Genomic DNA, 16,011 nt, shown 5'->3' on the forward strand with positions numbered 1-16,011 from the left:
TTAGGGTATCTGAATGTACATACAATGAATCGGAAAACGGGCACCATGGTGCTGATTCAGGAGGATCTCATGCAACAGGAACATACCGCTGGTCTCCACGGAGACTGGCTTCAATTTATGATTTTAACAACCAAACTGGAATTGCCACCCTTGCCAGCGGATACAATGGACCGTCCACGGCTCAGTTTGCAGCGCAAAGAATTGTTTCGATCCAAAGTCACTTTGTTAACTGCCCCGGCCGGTTCAGGGAAATCCACACTTCTAGGCAGCTGGGTGAGAAATGAAGCAGTACATGCGGCCAGTGTCTGCCTGGATGATAAAGATCAGGACCCACTTCAGTTTTGGCTCTACATTATTCATGCATTGGATCGAGTGAGAGAGGGGCTCTGCGGAGATGTTCTGCCACACTTTTTGCAACGGTATCCGATAGATCCAAGGTCAGCTTTAATATTATTGTTGAACCGTGTTGCCCAGGCCAATCAACAGGCACTGCTTATTCTGGATGACTATCATGCAGTAACTCAGCCTGAGATTCATGAGCAGATGCAATACTTTATCGAAAATCTTCCCCTGTCCATTCATCTGGTACTGTCAAGTCGCACCTATCCTCCATTCAAGCTTGAGAAGCTGCGTCTGAGAGGTGAATTGAAGCACTTCACGCTTCAGGAACTGGCGTTTACGACAGAGGAGGGCATTGAATTTTGCCAGGAGATTATGCAATTGGATATTGCGGGGGAGGATGCGCGTTGTTGGGTACAGCAGACGGAGGGATGGGCTGCCGGATTGAAGCTGCTGGCTTTATCTCACGCATGGGGTGCAGACTCTTTGGTCAGTCCATCCACTTCCCTGTCTCGTGAAGATCACGGGCAGCCTGGGGAGAGGACAATTTCGGATTACCTGCTTGAAGAGGTGTTTCAGCGTCAGTCACCCGAAATGCAGCAATTTCTGCTCCGGACAGCGATCACTAGAAGAATGAACAACAGTTTGTGTCAGGTATTAAGTGATATGCAGGAAGCTCCGCACTTGTTAAGGCAGCTGGAAAAGGAACATCTCTTCCTTGTTCCACTGGATCGGGAAAGGCACTGGTATCGGTATCATCATTTGTTCTCTGCATTTCTAAAGCGTGAGCTGGCTCGTTATGGCACAGAACAGGTGAATGATTTACATGCCCTTGCTGCACTTTGGTATGAGCAGCAAGGGTACCCGGCTGAAGCACTGGATCATTATATTCTTGGACAGCACATGCAGGATGCAGCCCGACTGCTGGAAGAGCTGTTTGCCCACTTTATTATGGGAGAGTGGTGGACGCTCCGGCGATACTTCGATGTTTTGCCACTGGAGATCGTGAAAGCACGTCCGAAGTTATATATGTCCTACCTGTTTCTAGTTGCGCGCGAAATGCCTTATGGACAGATGGTGAAGCAGCTTGATGAACTGGAACACGTCATCCGGGTGCATCTTCAAGGGCAGCTTGAACCTGAGATTATCGGGTATTTGCTGCAAGTCATTTGTGTGATGCGAGCCTACATGGCTTATCTGAACAGAGATTTGGATGGGCTCACTCATTATTTGGTGTCCTATATCGATCAGGGATATCCCGATGATATTGCCTTTCAGTATATGGATTATGATCGGAGAGAGAGCATGCGCCTACGCAGCTTTCATGGCGTTAATGGCTATTTACGGCGTGCGGAAGCTTGCTTTGGGGCAATTACGGAACGTTGGTTAGCTGAACATGCCTATGTAACGTCCTACTATGGTGTCGGATATGGTGAAATTTTAATGGAACAGGATCGGTTATCAGAAGCGGTAAGTTATGCAGATCGAGCCCTTGAAGTGGCTTTGCAGATCAAGGTAGCTGCGCTGCTCGTTCCTGCGTATGTACTCAAAGCCAGACTTGAACTTACATTGGGTCGACCCGAGGAAGGCATGAAGCTGCTTCAACAGGTCACAGGATTGTTATCTGTGAAGGATATGGACTACTGGCAGCCAGCACTGGAAGCACATCAACATCGAATTTTACTTGAAGTGAGTCCCGTGGAATCGGCTCAAACCATTCTGGTTAAACCAGCAGGCGAAGGCAGTATGGCAGCTGAGACCAGCTGTGATCAAATCTTCCATTCCATGGTTCGCATTCGTGCAATGATTGTCCTTGAGCATTATGATTTTGCACAAGAGGAACTGGGACGAATCCGTAACCAGGCTGAAGAACGGGATTGGCTGACTGAACAGGTAGAGTGTGCTCTGCTGGAATCCATCATGCTGCAAAAGCAAGGATTCACAGATGCCAGTGTTGCAGCATTATCCCGTGCCTTGGTGTTGGGGGGACCGGAAGGATATATACGTTCATTCGTTGCAGAAGGTGAGCAGATTAGGCGGTTGTTGCAGGACTACCTGTATTTACGCCGTACGAAGGCGATACAGGATGATGGTGTGAAAATGGCTTATGTGAAGCAGTTATTATCGGCATTCGCAAGAGACAAACGGGCAAGGGGCCTCTCCTCTGTAGGGGAGGCAAAACTGGATACGAAGGAAGTGGGGCTCAGTCCGATGGAGCAAAAGATATTCGGTTATATCGCTGAGGGCCTGACCAGCAAACAGATTGCTGTCGAGTTTGGTATCTCACCCGGCACTGTTAATACACACATTCGCCGAGTGTTCGCGAAGCTGGGTGCGAGCAGTCGCACTCATGCTGTACAAATTGCTGAGCAGCGGGGATTGTTATGATGAGCTGAAACGCTGTCTACTCTTTTGTAGACTGTTTTCCAACTATAGTCTCTCCTACAATGAAAATAATCAAATAACGCTGACGAGTCTTTGCTGACTCCAGGGTTATGTTCATGTAGGAGGTAACATTAAGTGATGACAACACGTATATCCAAACAAAAATTTTGTTCTAAAAATAAGAACCGTAGGGTCTCGCCTTATTTGGCGGCTCTTCTGTCTTTATCAGTCATTACTGTTCCCGGAACAGTGAGCGCAGCGACCGATGCAGTAAGTATTCGTGACTTGCATCAGGCAGCACCGTGGGCAAGGCAAGCCATTGAAAGAGCTGCTGAGCAACAGATGATTCTGGCGGACGAAGCAGGGAACTTCAACCCGAGCGCAACGTTGACAAGAGGGGACCTTGCGTACACACTGGCACAACTAATGGAAATGAACATGTTGTCGTCAGCTCAGCTTCCAGATCTGTTATTTAAAGATCTGGATAGTAACGTTGAGAATGGATCCTATATTCATGCTCTCAAATTAGCCGGAATCATGAATGGTTATCCGGATGGTACGTTTCGTCCAGGCGGTCTGGTGACAAGGGAAGAGCTGGCAACGACGATTATACGAATGCTCAAGAGTAAGGGATATGATGAAGCGTTACAACTGACCAAAGAATTGTCATTTAAGGACACGTCCAGCATCAGTACCTGGGCTTTGCCAAGTGTACAACAGGCCGTTGAATTGGGGATTTTGAAAGGGGACAATGGAAACTTTGCTCCGAAGCGCTCCACTTCCAGACAGGAAATGGCTGTGATCGCACTACGCACAACTGAAGTGATTAAAGCGCTTGAAGAAGCTGCGAGTCAAGGGGGCGCCAATCCGGAATCCAATGAACCAGGAATAACTGAGGTGCAGGGTACAACTTCAGGCGGCAATGACGCAGGAAACGGTAAAGGAAACACAAACGGTAATTCCGAGGCGACGCCAGGAAGTGGAAATGGAGGTTCGGGTGGAGGAAGTGGATCTGCACCAACAACACCGACGAATCCTTCCATTCCCTCCAATCCAGGTACGGGAAACAGGGCTCCAGTGATCGTTAGTGGCGGATTGCCTGATCAGGAACTTACATTGGATCACGCCTCACTGGACTGGCAAGCCTCCTCTTATTTTAGTGATCCAGATGGTGATGAATTGCAGTTCAGTGTCATAGCAGGAGATGAAACCATCGTTTCCTCCACTGTGGTGGGCCAAGTAATTCGACTTGTACCACAGGCTGTTGGAGAAATAACGCTGACGATCAAAGCTGTCGATGATCAGGGTGCAAGTGTCACGGCGAAACTCAAAGTTAAGGTACTGGCCAATACGATAAGTCGACAATTTCCTGATCCATATTTGGCTGGAGCCATTGCATATTGGTTGCAAAAGGATGTGGATGATCCGCTGACCAAAGATGAATTGGCGGAAGCTCTCGTTCAGACAAATGGGGGGTTGTATGCGAGGAATGCAGGCATTTCCGATCTGACAGGAGTCGAGATATTCAAGGGGTTAAATATAACCGAGATAGATCTGTCCGGAAACGAAATAAGCAAGGCCGATGCCTCCGGATTCGATCGCTTGAATTGGCTGAATTTATCCGGTAACCAACTGACGGAGATCAATGTTACGGGACTGGATCAGCTGGAATATCTGAATCTCGCGAATAATCGACTGGCTTTCGTGGATGTTAGCGGACTACATTCCTTACAGGAACTTGATATGAACAGTAATGAGCTTGTTCATTTACCCATTGGAATTGCTGAACTGTCTGATCTGCAATACTTGGATGTGAGCAACAATTCCATATCCCTGAGAGAAGAGCCTGATTTCACACTGCATCACACGTTGCTGCAACGTGTGTACATGTATGATTTTGATGATGCTCCCCCCGTGCTGGTGGAGGCACCTGCGGGTAATACCGCTTATGTTAATGGAGATGAGATTGAGATCGACCTGTCCTTCATGTTTGAGGATGAAGATGACGCTAGGTCAAGCCTCAAACTTATGGCTGACTCACCTGATCCACAATTGGCAGATGTCAGAATGGTTGGACAGAAATTATATGTTAGAGCACTGGGGACGAGTATTGAGCCTATTCAGATTGAGGTGAAGGCTACGGACCCACTGGGCAAAATGGCTATAGGTCACGTGTACGTTGATCTAAGAGAATTAGAATAGAGTATTCTACATCAGGTATAACTGGACTATAGTAAGTTAAACTAACGTGCCTTCCCTATATGGAAGGGACGTTGTTTTTATTTTGTAGGAGATAAGTTCATGTTAAAATATGCAAGAAACGAATGTGGCTTCGAGTGACATCGTCAAACGATGATCAACTGGAAAGAAGGAAATAATCTCATGTTATCGATTCATCAAGCGGAGTACCAACAGAAATCAACTTTGCGCAATCTGATGGAATTGTACAAATACGATTTTAGTGAGTATGACCCGGAAGATGTTAACGAAAACGGGTTATATGAGTATGTGTACCTGGACCATTATTGGACAGAAGCGGGCAGACATCCTTTTTTGTTTCGAGTAGAAGGACAATTGGCGGGATTCGCACTGATTCGTGAAATTGAGAGTGAACAGGGGACGAGTGTATACGAAATGGCAGAGTTTTTTGTAATGAAAAAATACAGAAAGCTGGGAGTGGGTGCGCAAGCCGCCATTCATGTGTTCAATCTTTTTCCTGGAACATGGAAAATAGCGGAGATGGAGACGAATGAGCCTGCTCAGATTTTCTGGCGTAAGGTCATTGCACGCTTCACCGATAATAAATACCAAGAGCTTAGAGAACCTGACTGGGATGGTCCTATTCAGATATTTACTACGAAGTAAGAACGAGAAGGGGAGAAGATGATGACCCAAATCAATATCTATCCAAGTACTCCGGAGGATTCAGAATATGTTCGCCAGCAACTTATCGCATATAATGCTGCGCATGTGAGCGAGGAATTAAGGCATCGTTACGAAGAACTGAATTTCAATATCAAAAATGAGACCGGCGAGATTGTTGCAGGTGTGCTTACTACACTTTGCTGGAATTGGCTGGAGGTTGATATACTTTGGGTGAATTCTGAACAACGGCATCGGGGATATGGTTCTCGGTTGTTGCTTGAAGTTGAGCGAATTGCGCGAGAGAAATCTTGTGATTTTGTCATGTTGAACACATTCTCATATCAAGCACCGGAATTTTACAAGAAGCATGGCTACCAATTGATCACAACGATCGACAATGCACCGACCGGACACAGTCATCATTATTTTAAGAAGGACCTAACTTAAGCAATGTATGCGAAATAGGACAAATCAGGAGGATTATTATGGTTACCATTAAAGCAATCGAACTTGAGGATCTACCGGCGCTAAGTCAGTTATACAACGAATTGATGGGTACACCGACTAATGAACAACAGATGCAGAAGATGTTTCACTATATCCAGCAAAATGGACACTACCATGTACTCGGTGCATTTTACAATGGCGAACTGGCCGGATCAGTTATGGGTATTGAATGTATGGATCTGGCGGGTCAGTGCAATCCCTTCATGGTTGTGGAGAATGTGATTGTATCCGATCAGGTACGCAGACAAGGAATTGGTCAGAAGCTTATGCTTCAGATTGAGCACATTGCGAGAGATCTTGGATGTGAATACATGATTCTGGTGTCTGGCGATCAGCGCAAAGAGGCTCACATTTTTTATGAAAAGCTGGGCTTTAAAGATGAGAAGGTTCAGGGTTATCGGAAGCATTTTAATTAATCAATATAGCACGGAAAATGTCTAATCGGTAGAAGGACTACTTAAGGAGCAGGGCGAATAAGGCATAGTCTTGAAATAAATGAACTGATATGAGGGAGGCACTCTCGTGTTCAAAAAATGGGCTAATGTCTTGATGATTCTGAGTTTGGTATTCGCTGTATGTTCCCCAACATCCTATGCCGCTGCCAAGACGGTTAAAGTAACCGTGACGCTTGTCAGTGCAGAACTGGTGGAAAACAATTCCGTTGGTAATGAATGGGCCATTGGGGCAAGTGTGAACGGCAAGAGCCTGGAGGAGGGTTCGTCGGTCACGTTGAACCTGAAACCTACAGATACGCTTAAATTACAAGCGAATGCCGAAGAGCAGGACAAAATTCCTGATCTGGGAAGCAAAAGTATGAACGTTAAGGTTTCCTCCATTTCCAAATCAACCAACAAGACTCTATCGGTTGTCGTGACGGAGAACAGAGGCCGTTATTCGGGTAACACAGCGACGTGGGAGTTCAAGTTTAAGATCAGTAAGAAATAAAATAGGGCCCGATCATGTAAAAGAGAGCCTAGCGCTCTTTTTTTTACTTTATACGGATAACCTTGAACTGAAGGAATGTATAGTTTCGGGAAGGATCTCTCTTTGGTAAAATAAAGAAAGTTATGGGCAGGGACGTATATATTTCATTAAAGTTGTAGTGAAGACAAAAGGAGGTTAACCAGATCATGCGTATCGTAGATAACATTAAAGTCTGGGGGGAGCCGCTGGAGAATGCGGTAAGTCAGGCGGTGACTTGCTCGCAGTATGGAGATGTACTGGGCGTGGCTCTAATGGCAGACCATCACAAAGGATATTCACAGCCCATCGGGGGCGTGGTTGCCTACCGGAACATGATCAGTCCGTCAGGGGTTGGATATGATATTGCCTGCGGCAACAAGGCTGTGCGCACCAACCTGATGTGGGATGATATCCGGAATCAGATTGCTGTCATTATGGATGACATTAATGCAACTATATCCTTCGGTGTAGGACGCAACAATCCAAATCCTGTGGAGCATGAGTTGTTCGATGATGCCAGCTGGAAGCTGTTTGATTCCATTGAGCATGGGCTACAGCACAAATTGAAGACACTCGCACGCAACCAGCTCGGGACGGTAGGTAGTGGCAATCACTTTGTCGACATTTTTGTGGAAGAGGCGACGGGTAAAGTATGGATTGCAAACCACTTTGGCAGCCGTGGCTTTGGGCATAAGGTCGCCAGTGGTTTCCTGAACCTGGCTGCCGGACGTGCATTTAGTGGCAAAGCGCCGGGAGAATCGATGGACCAACCACCAACACTGTTTGACCTCAAGAGTGAAATGGGTGATATGTATTGGGACGGGATGACTTTGGCCGGCCGGTATGCATACGCAGGGCGAGATTATGTGATTGAACAGGTGCTCGGCATTCTCGGGGCGAGCGCAGAGTATTCGGTTCATAACCATCATAACTTTGCCTGGAAAGAACGGCATATGGGCGAAGAAGTGGTGGTGGTCCGCAAAGGAGCAACGCCGCTGGCACCGGGCCAGCTCGGTTTTGTGGGCGGAAGCATGGGAGATATCTCGGTAATCGTGGAAGGAATCCACAGCGAAGAGAATACAGAGTCTTTCCGCAGCACCGTGCATGGTGCAGGTCGGATTATGAGCCGAACCCAAGCGGCTGGCAAAATGAATTACAAGCTGCGCACACGTATGGGCGGCGAGATCAGCGAGGAACAGATGCGAGCGGCAATTCGTGCATATGGTGTGGAGCTTCGGGGTGCAGGAACGGATGAAAGTCCTTTTGTGTACAAGAAACTGCAGGATGTGCTGAATGCGCATGCGCATACCTTGAAAATCAACCATACCCTTCGCCCCGTAGGTGTCGCGATGGCCGGGGGCAACGAATTCGACCCGTATAAGGACTAGTTAGATATGTTCAACTCAACATTTACACAACAACGGAGAGGACAGAAATAACTTGAAGAAGCGAAGCTAAAAGCTTTCTGAAAGAAAGCTGCATCGGAAGCATAGACCTCGCCTTTATCCCCGGATTTTTCCCTTTGGAGAAGGGAATCAACAAAATCTGGGGATAACAGCGATCGGAAGGTTGTTCTGTCATCGGAGTGCCAGTGTAAATATTTATTAGTTGAACTTATATAGAAAGAAGAAGGTGAACCTCATGAGAAATTGTGCGATATACAGCTCGCAGTTTGACCTAGATCAGTTGTTTGAAATAATTCAATCCATATACCCTCAGGATACAATTGAGCGTAAGGAAGACAAAACCCATATTCAAGTTACACGCAAGAAGTTATTTAGTAAGAAGACAAAGGGCTTCAATATCATGACGAGCCAGACCCACCCTGAAGAATTTACGGCTATGATTCAGGGGATGCTGGGGTTTCTGAGTCAAATTGAGGGAAAGAATGCTTCGCTGCAGGAAAAGGTACTGATTAAATGCTCTACACTGAATATGGTTGTTGGCATCGAGACGGAAGAGGACATTTCCGAAGAATTCTTTAATGAATTATTACATCTGGCCGATGCCCTGGATGCAGTCATTTTCTGGGGAGGTGGCTCCTTGCTGAATGCGCAAGGTCAGCTGCTGTTGGATGTCAACGGAGAATCCGAAGTAGAGGATTACAAAGTGACAGCGCACACCAGTTTTCTGGATGATGTCAGACCCCCGTCGGAATCTGCAATGCTGCGCAAAGAGCGCTCCGAGCAGCTTCTAAACGAGCAAGGAATCCCATTCAATGTTCATTTGCCTGCAAGAGCGGGGGATGAGCATACTACGATCCGTAGTGTGGAACAAGTTGCAGAGCGCGCGGTAGCCCTTTGTATTGCAGCTCTCAAAGGTGAATGCCTTGGAGCGGGGGAGAGCGCAGAAGATACAACAGCGCTGGTCCAGGAAGTAATCGACAAGTATGATGCAGCTTCATTCTTTTCACCTGTGGAGAGAAGATTTGTGGAGCAACATGGGGCAGAGCATCAGGAGGTTATCTCCTTTTCATGGGGATATGAGGCTTATCATGTGATGTTATGGGCGCTTGGCTACGTCAAAGAACTTGGAGCACCGGTAAATCTTTGTAACGTAGGACAAGATGTAGGATATTTGCAGCAATGTGACGATGTTGAAGCCTTTGTAGCCGGGGCACAATTTCGCTCCAAAAGCGAGATTTTGGATGCAGCTGATCTAATCTACCGGTACAACTGGGTGTGTGTAGACAGTCGTGTGAAGGAGCAAACACCTCCTGGGGGTCTGAATGGCGGAGTGGCCTACGAACGTCACCGTGCGCTCAATTGGTTGATCTGTTATCTGGATCAAGATTGGGATGATGTACGGACAGATACGTAGAATGGACTTTTAACATCAACTATTTTTTATATGGTATTCAAATTCAAATACCCCCAAGCCAGTCGAATACTGGTTATGGGGGTGTTTTGCTGTCTATGGGTACCTTATCTTTTAGCCGTTATGTCTTCCATACTGTTCCCGAATCATCACATCAGCAAGAATCAGCTTTTTCTCTACATTACTCTCCGGGTTTACAATTCGCCATAACATCTGGTCGACCGCACGTGCACCAAGCAGTTCCTTGTTCACATTAACTGTGGCGAGTACAGGGATATTATCATACACATTATCGAAACCGGTGACTACGCACTGATCGGGTACACTAATCCCTATGCTCTCCAGAGCCTCGATGGTGTATAGCGCATAGAAGTCATTGGCACAGACAAAAACCTCAGGCAAATTCCCCTCATGAATGACCGAAGTGAACGTCTTGTGAAAATCATCCACATCCGGGCTGCTTAGTTCGGGGATCTGATTCATTTCCAATCCATGACCCATCAATACGGAAGTATAGGCGACCCATCGTTCATAGAAGCTGTGAGCGTCACTGGTGTTTCCAACAAACTGAAACCGCTTGAATCCCTTGCGTAGAAGGTAGAGCATAATGTCACGCATGGAAGCAAAATTGTCTGTGAAAATACTGTCACTGTGAAAGACAGGGTCGAGGTGATCCACCATGACAACAGGAATGCCCAGACGTTTAATTTCAAGAAGAATGGGTGTTGAGATGGAGCCAACCGTAATAATGCCCCGAATGGCATCCGGATTCAGCAATGTGAATAGTTGATCCGCCGAAGGCTCTGTCAGAGTAAGAATATTGATGCTTTTCTGGTTCAGTCTGGAGGATATCCCGTTAAAGACAGGCCCCCAGTATACGGATTCCTGATTCTGATAACGAACATTAGGAAACAAAATCAAAATGGTGCCACTCCACCGCGTGTTTTGCGGGTCCTGAAGTTCATTGCTGCTATACATATCACCAGACAACATGCTGTTATCTTTGAAATATCCAAGTTTGCCAGCGGCCTTAAGAATAACGTCCCGTGTCTGCTCACTAACACCTGATTTTCCGGACAGTGCTCGTGAGACCGCAAATTTCGACAGACCTGTAAAATGTGCAATTTCCTGAATTGTTACCTTCGTCTTCATCATACCATCCTTACACTCGTAGTTCTGCCGTATTCCTAACATTGTGCAATAAAGCTGTTTCTAGTATATCATGTTGTATTTCTCTTAATCTAATAACGGCTGTAGAAGTTAAAATGTTAGTGTCCCATACATGTAACGACGGAGATAGACCACGGTGATGGACATGTTGCAGGAGAAAAAGGCGAATTTTGAATAGTTTATTATCTTTTTGTTATTTTATAAAATAACAAAATAATTAAAATGATTTTCGTTTTGGATATGGGAGTACTCAGAATGGTATTCGGATAATATGCTATATGATAAGATTTTAAAGCGGTATAACAGCATTTTATCAGAATGATTAGAAAATGTTAACAATAAAAATGTTGACGCTTACATTATGCTATGTTAAATTTTGTTTGTCAAAACCAAACTATAAAATAACAAATGGTGGTGATCATCGAATTTCATTAGGATAAATGGGAGTCAGGGAGTTATGCCGGACCATGATTTGTATACACATTCGGGGAGGTTGTTAAAATCGTGACTAAAAAATGGAACGTTTTGCCGCTCATGTTATTGGCCGTAATGCTTTTTGTATCCGCTTGCAGTGGTGGGGGGACGGCTCAGCCGGCTGATGATGCTCCAGCGAATACGGGCAATAGCACTGGAACCGTCGAGACAGACAAAGAAGGCGGAACAGAAGAAGTGGCAGTCGATGTACCTGATTTGGGTGGGCGTGTCATCAAGGTTGCGGCCTGGTGGGATCTGAAGCCAGCGGGGGAGACCGCTTCGGATAAAGCGAGACTAGATAAAATCGCTGAAGTCGAGAAGAAATACAACGTAAAAATCGAGTTCGTGAATGTACCATTCGAAGAATACATGAACAAATTTACAACGACAGCGCTGGCTGGCGAACCGTTCGCAGACATCGTTCAGATGGAGTACAAATCCGCATTACCCGCCATCCTCAAAGGGCAACTGCTTCCGATCTCCGAATTCACCACAGCTGAGAATAACATCAACCAAGAGGCAAATCTGATCGCAAAATACCCTGCCATTGCAGGCAACTACTACGCATTTGAATCTCCAACCAGCATTGGTCTGGGACTTCACTATAACCGTGACTTGTTCAAGAAGCTGTCGTTACCTGATCCTCAGGAGCTTTATAACAAAGGCGAATGGAACTGGGATAAATTCTTGGAACTGGCGAAACAAGCGACCAAGGATACAGATAACGACGGAAAAATTGACGTATACGGGTTCTCCGGCTGGGCTATTGACGTGCTTCGTCACTTTACTGCAGCTAATGGCGGCACGATTGTAGATGACGAACATTCAAAAGAAGGATTGTCCGATCCGAAAACGATTGAAGCTGCCGAATTTGTCAAACGCTTGTATAACGTCGAGAATGTTGTAAAAGTCAAAACAGGTGACAAAACGAACTGGGAGGAAAGCAACACATTCAAGGATGGAGATGTGGCTTTGTTCACTGCTGCGGAATGGCAGTTGGGCGATATCACCTTTGCTGCCGGAGTCGTACCAATTCCGAACGGTCCTCAGGGCAGCAAGGATGTAACATACGCCAACAACGCTGCCTCAGCAAAATTCATTCCTAAAGGTGTGGAAGATCCTAAGATTGTATACCAAATCTATGAAGAAACCTTCGACATTCCACAGATCGAAGAGTACCCAGGTCAGGATTACCTGGAAAGCCGTTATACCGACGAGAAGGACATCGCCATGATTCGGGAGCATATCGCTGGAACGGGCCGCATCCTGCTGGATGACGCCTACGCGGGTTATCCAATCGGTGACTATGTAAACGACATTATCAAAAAAAATGCTTCCGTTACAGCAACAGCCGAGAAGTATAAAGCGCAGGCACAAGCAGCAGTCGATAAGCTTGGCAAACAGTAATTTCAGCATGATTCAGACAGGGGTGCCTCGTGTCCGGGCTCACGCACGGGTACCTCTTTTTCTGTATCACGAACTAAGTATTGCTGGCATCAGCCTTGATGAGGAGGGCTCGTAAGATGGCTGGAATTCTACAACGAAAGAAATGGATCCTGCCCATAGTCATTGCAGCATTAGCTGCCTGCGTCATACTTTTGCTTACTTCCGGTGCAGGTGTAAAGAGTGCAGTTGTGCCTTCTGGCAGTTTGCCTGCCATTGAGGTGGATGCCATTTTGCAGCAGACGAGGCAGAAGAACGGATATGAACAATATTTGTCCCAAGCAGGTGAGGCCTCAAGACCGAATGTGGATATGACCATCGAAGCAGGAGACTACATACGGGCAGAGGGTGAAGAGGTACGTAAACTGAAGGATTATGAAGGCAGGCCGGGTGTATCGCTTCATACTGGGGAGACAGGCGAGATCGACTGGGTAGTTGACGTACCGGAAACCGGGCTGTACAACCTCTCTGCTGTCTATTTTCCCGTAGAAGGCAAGAGTTCGGCCATTGAGCGTGCATTGTACATTGACGGTGAACTTCCGTTTGCGGAAGCCGCCTATTTGCAGTTTGATCGGGTATGGGGCAATGAGAAGCAAGCTGTTGAACAGGATAATCAGGGCAATGATCTTCGTCCAAAACAAGTGGAGAAGCCCCGCTGGATGGAGGAAACATTTCAGGACTCGGACGGGTATGAACAGGCTCCATTCAAATTCTATCTGGAAAAAGGGAAGCACACGTTAACGCTGAAATCCTCTCGCGAACCCATGGTAATTCGATCCATACGACTATTCAACGAGAAGCCAGCCGTTGCTTATGCGGAAACCGCAGGGGCTAAGCAGACGGATTCTTCCGGTCAGCCTAAGGATGTGCTCATCCGAATTGAAGGGGAAGCGGCAGTTGCCAAATCTTCACCTACGTTATATCCAACCAGTGAAAGATCAAGTTCAGCCGTATCTCCGTACAGCGCTTCCCAGGTGCGTATTAATACGATTGGTGGCTTTAACTGGCGTCTGCCAGGACAGTGGATCGAATGGGAAGTGGACGTGTCGAAGAGTGGACTTTATCATATCGGTTTTACCGCTCAGCAAAATTTTGTCAAAGGCATCTATTCCACACGCAAGCTGACCATCGATGGCGAGATTCCGTTTGCGGAGATGACGAAAGCCCCGTTCCGTTACCAAAGCGACTATCGCATTGATGTGCTGGGCGGTGAGGATGCTTACAAGTTTCAGTTGGATAAAGGCAAACATGTCATTCGGCTGGAGAACAGCCTGGGCGACTTCGCACCACTTATTCGCAATGTGGAGGACAGCCTGTACAACCTGAACTCCATGTACCGGAGAATTCTGATGATTACAGGCACCAAGCCGGATGAATTCCGGGATTATCGGGTGGAGAAGCAGATTCCGAATCTGTTGGAGGTATTTAGCGGAGAAAGCAAACGCCTGAAGGAAGTGGCAAGGCAACTTCGTCTTCTGTCAGGCCAGTCCAGCGATCAGGAAGCGTTGATCAAAACGATGGCCCAACAGCTGGATGAGATGATCGATAAGCCGGATACCATTCCAAGAAGACTTGCTGCTTACAAAACGAACACGGGCGGACTGGGGACTTGGGTGCAGCAGGCTCGCGAGCAACCGCTTGAGATTGATGCCCTCTATGTAGCTTCATTAGACAGTAGCATTCCCGGAACGGGTATGGGTCCGCTGGCGAAGCTTGGTCATGAAGCGAAGACATTCTATCATTCGTTCTTCATTGATTATAACCAGATCGGGAACGTAGCCACATCAGAGGATCAGCGCACGGTGACGGTCTGGATCGGCAGTGGTCGTGATCAGGCGAACACGATGAAAGCGATGATTGATGAGACATTCACACCGGAGAGCGGCATTAACGTTAATTTGAAACTGGTCAACATGGGTACGCTGTTGCCAGCGACCTTGTCCGGTGAAGGACCGGATGTCGCGATGCAGATCGGCAATGATCTGCCGGTGAATTTTGCCATGCGGAACTCGGCGGTGGATCTCACCCAGTTTAGTGACTATACCACGGTGGAACAGGAGTTTAGAGATAGTGCCATCGTACCGTACGCCTATGATTCAGGCGTGTACGCCCTGCCGGAGACACAGACCTTTAATATGTTGTTTTATCGAAAAGATGTGCTTGCAGAGCTGGGGCTTGAAGTTCCTCAAACGTGGGATGATGTCGAGAGCCTGCTGGCGATTCTGAGCAAAAATCATATGGAATTTGGCATGCCGGTGGTGGCCCAGGCCAACATGCAGGGGGTCAATATCCCGCCTAATTCGCAGTATGCAACGATGCTGCTGCAGAACGGCGGCTCCTTCTATCGGAATGACGACAAGGAATCGGATCTGGATTCGCGCATCGGCATCGAGACCTTTAAGAAGTGGACAGAGTTTTATACCGATTACAAGCTGGAGCGGGAGTATGACTTTGCCAACCGTTTCCGGACCGGACAGATGCCGATTGGTCTGACGGATTACACGATGTATAACCAGTTGTCCGTATTTGCACCGGAGATCCGTGGATTATGGGGATTTGTTCCTGTTCCGGGGACTGTGCAGCCGGATGGAACATTGAATCGGGACGTTCCGGGTGGCGGCAGTGCGGTCATGATGCTGGAAAGTGCCAAGGATCAGGAGGCGGCGTGGGAGTTCATGAAATGGTGGACCAGTACACCGGTTCAGGCTGAGTTTGGCCGCGAGATGGAAGGGCTGATGGGTGCGGCTGCGCGTTATCCGACGGCCAACATCAAGGCACTCGATTCACTTCCATGGCCTGCTGAGGACTATGCGAATCTGAAGGCACAATTCGAGACAGTAAAGGGCATTCCCGAAGTACCTGGTGGTTATTTTACCGGACGTCATCTGTTCAATGCATTTTACAAGACGGTTGTTGGTCAAGTGGAAGCCAGGGAATCCATCATGGATTACACCCAGTACATTCAGGACGAGATTCGAGTCAAGCGTAATGAATTTGGTCTTCCGTAAGCAGAGGGAGGGTTAACAGTGTCACAAATATCACTCCGAG

11 protein-coding genes are annotated in these 16,011 nt (G+C 47.2%); 10 read left to right on the plus strand and 1 reads right to left on the minus strand.

Annotated features, from left to right (window positions below):
* Positions 1–24: 24 nt before the first annotated feature.
* From HP548_RS31670 to HP548_RS31705, 8 genes are all read left to right on the plus strand, one after another.
* Entirely contained in the window at positions 25–2,727 is a 2,703-nt protein-coding gene (locus HP548_RS31670; protein WP_175383892.1) for a LuxR C-terminal-related transcriptional regulator, read from the plus strand.
* A gap of 135 nt (positions 2,728–2,862) precedes the next feature.
* A complete protein-coding gene (locus HP548_RS31675; protein ID WP_175383893.1) occupies positions 2,863–4,926 on the plus strand; it encodes an S-layer homology domain-containing protein in 2,064 nt (687 codons plus the stop codon).
* A 180-nt stretch (positions 4,927–5,106) separates the two neighbouring features.
* Entirely contained in the window at positions 5,107–5,589 is a 483-nt protein-coding gene (locus tag HP548_RS31680) for a GNAT family N-acetyltransferase (RefSeq protein WP_175383894.1), read from the plus strand.
* A 21-nt stretch (positions 5,590–5,610) separates the two neighbouring features.
* Positions 5,611–6,036 (plus strand): GNAT family N-acetyltransferase, encoded by a 426-nt coding sequence (locus HP548_RS31685; RefSeq protein ID WP_175383895.1) that lies wholly within the window; start codon positions 5,611–5,613, stop codon positions 6,034–6,036.
* A 38-nt stretch (positions 6,037–6,074) separates the two neighbouring features.
* Positions 6,075–6,512 (plus strand): GNAT family N-acetyltransferase, encoded by a 438-nt coding sequence (locus HP548_RS31690; protein ID WP_076289992.1) that lies wholly within the window; start codon positions 6,075–6,077, stop codon positions 6,510–6,512.
* 106 nt (positions 6,513–6,618) lie between these two features.
* The gene (locus HP548_RS31695) at positions 6,619–7,041 is read left to right on the plus strand and encodes a hypothetical protein (RefSeq protein ID WP_257219424.1); all 423 of its coding nucleotides are present in this window, start codon (positions 6,619–6,621) and stop codon (positions 7,039–7,041) included.
* Between the two features lie 185 nt (positions 7,042–7,226).
* Positions 7,227–8,447 carry an RtcB family protein gene (locus HP548_RS31700; RefSeq protein ID WP_175383896.1) on the plus strand — a complete coding sequence of 407 codons (1,221 nt, stop codon included), beginning with the start codon at positions 7,227–7,229 and terminating at the stop codon, positions 8,445–8,447.
* A 253-nt stretch (positions 8,448–8,700) separates the two neighbouring features.
* Positions 8,701–9,879, plus strand: a complete 1,179-nt coding sequence (locus HP548_RS31705; protein WP_175383897.1) for a DUF4272 domain-containing protein — start codon at positions 8,701–8,703, stop codon at positions 9,877–9,879.
* A 111-nt stretch (positions 9,880–9,990) separates the two neighbouring features.
* Here HP548_RS31705 and HP548_RS31710 read toward each other — a convergent pair whose 3' ends face one another.
* Positions 9,991–11,028: a LacI family DNA-binding transcriptional regulator gene (locus tag HP548_RS31710; RefSeq protein WP_175383898.1), complete on the minus strand. Its 1,038-nt coding sequence runs from the start codon at positions 11,026–11,028 to the stop codon at positions 9,991–9,993.
* Between the two features lie 552 nt (positions 11,029–11,580).
* On the opposite strand from HP548_RS31710, the gene HP548_RS31715 reads away from it, so the two are divergent.
* Positions 11,581–12,927, plus strand: coding sequence for an ABC transporter substrate-binding protein (locus tag HP548_RS31715; RefSeq protein WP_175384040.1), 1,347 nt, complete (start codon positions 11,581–11,583; stop codon positions 12,925–12,927).
* Between the two features lie 116 nt (positions 12,928–13,043).
* Positions 13,044–15,971 carry an extracellular solute-binding protein gene (locus tag HP548_RS31720; protein ID WP_175383899.1) on the plus strand — a complete coding sequence of 976 codons (2,928 nt, stop codon included), beginning with the start codon at positions 13,044–13,046 and terminating at the stop codon, positions 15,969–15,971.
* Positions 15,972–16,011: the final 40 nt, after the last annotated feature.

The sequence above is a fragment of the Paenibacillus taichungensis genome, from assembly GCF_013359905.1.
GTDB classification, from domain to species: domain Bacteria; phylum Bacillota; class Bacilli; order Paenibacillales; family Paenibacillaceae; genus Paenibacillus; species Paenibacillus taichungensis.

Bases quoted from the DNA above. Each gene is read 5' to 3' on its own strand.
- HP548_RS31690 (WP_076289992.1), top strand. From the start codon at position 6,075: ATGGTTACCATTAAAGCAATCGAACTTGAGGATCTACCGGCGCTAAGT.
- HP548_RS31670 (WP_175383892.1), top strand. From the start codon at position 25: ATGAATCGGAAAACGGGCACCATGGTGCTGATTCAGGAGGATCTCATG.
- HP548_RS31685 (WP_175383895.1), top strand. From the start codon at position 5,611: ATGACCCAAATCAATATCTATCCAAGTACTCCGGAGGATTCAGAATAT.
- HP548_RS31710 (WP_175383898.1), bottom strand. From the start codon at position 11,028: ATGAAGACGAAGGTAACAATTCAGGAAATTGCACATTTTACAGGTCTG.
- HP548_RS31715 (WP_175384040.1), top strand. From the start codon at position 11,581: ATGTTATTGGCCGTAATGCTTTTTGTATCCGCTTGCAGTGGTGGGGGG.
- HP548_RS31720 (WP_175383899.1), top strand. From the start codon at position 13,044: ATGGCTGGAATTCTACAACGAAAGAAATGGATCCTGCCCATAGTCATT.
- HP548_RS31705 (WP_175383897.1), top strand. From the start codon at position 8,701: ATGAGAAATTGTGCGATATACAGCTCGCAGTTTGACCTAGATCAGTTG.
- HP548_RS31675 (WP_175383893.1), top strand. From the start codon at position 2,863: ATGACAACACGTATATCCAAACAAAAATTTTGTTCTAAAAATAAGAAC.
- HP548_RS31700 (WP_175383896.1), top strand. From the start codon at position 7,227: ATGCGTATCGTAGATAACATTAAAGTCTGGGGGGAGCCGCTGGAGAAT.
- HP548_RS31680 (WP_175383894.1), top strand. From the start codon at position 5,107: ATGTTATCGATTCATCAAGCGGAGTACCAACAGAAATCAACTTTGCGC.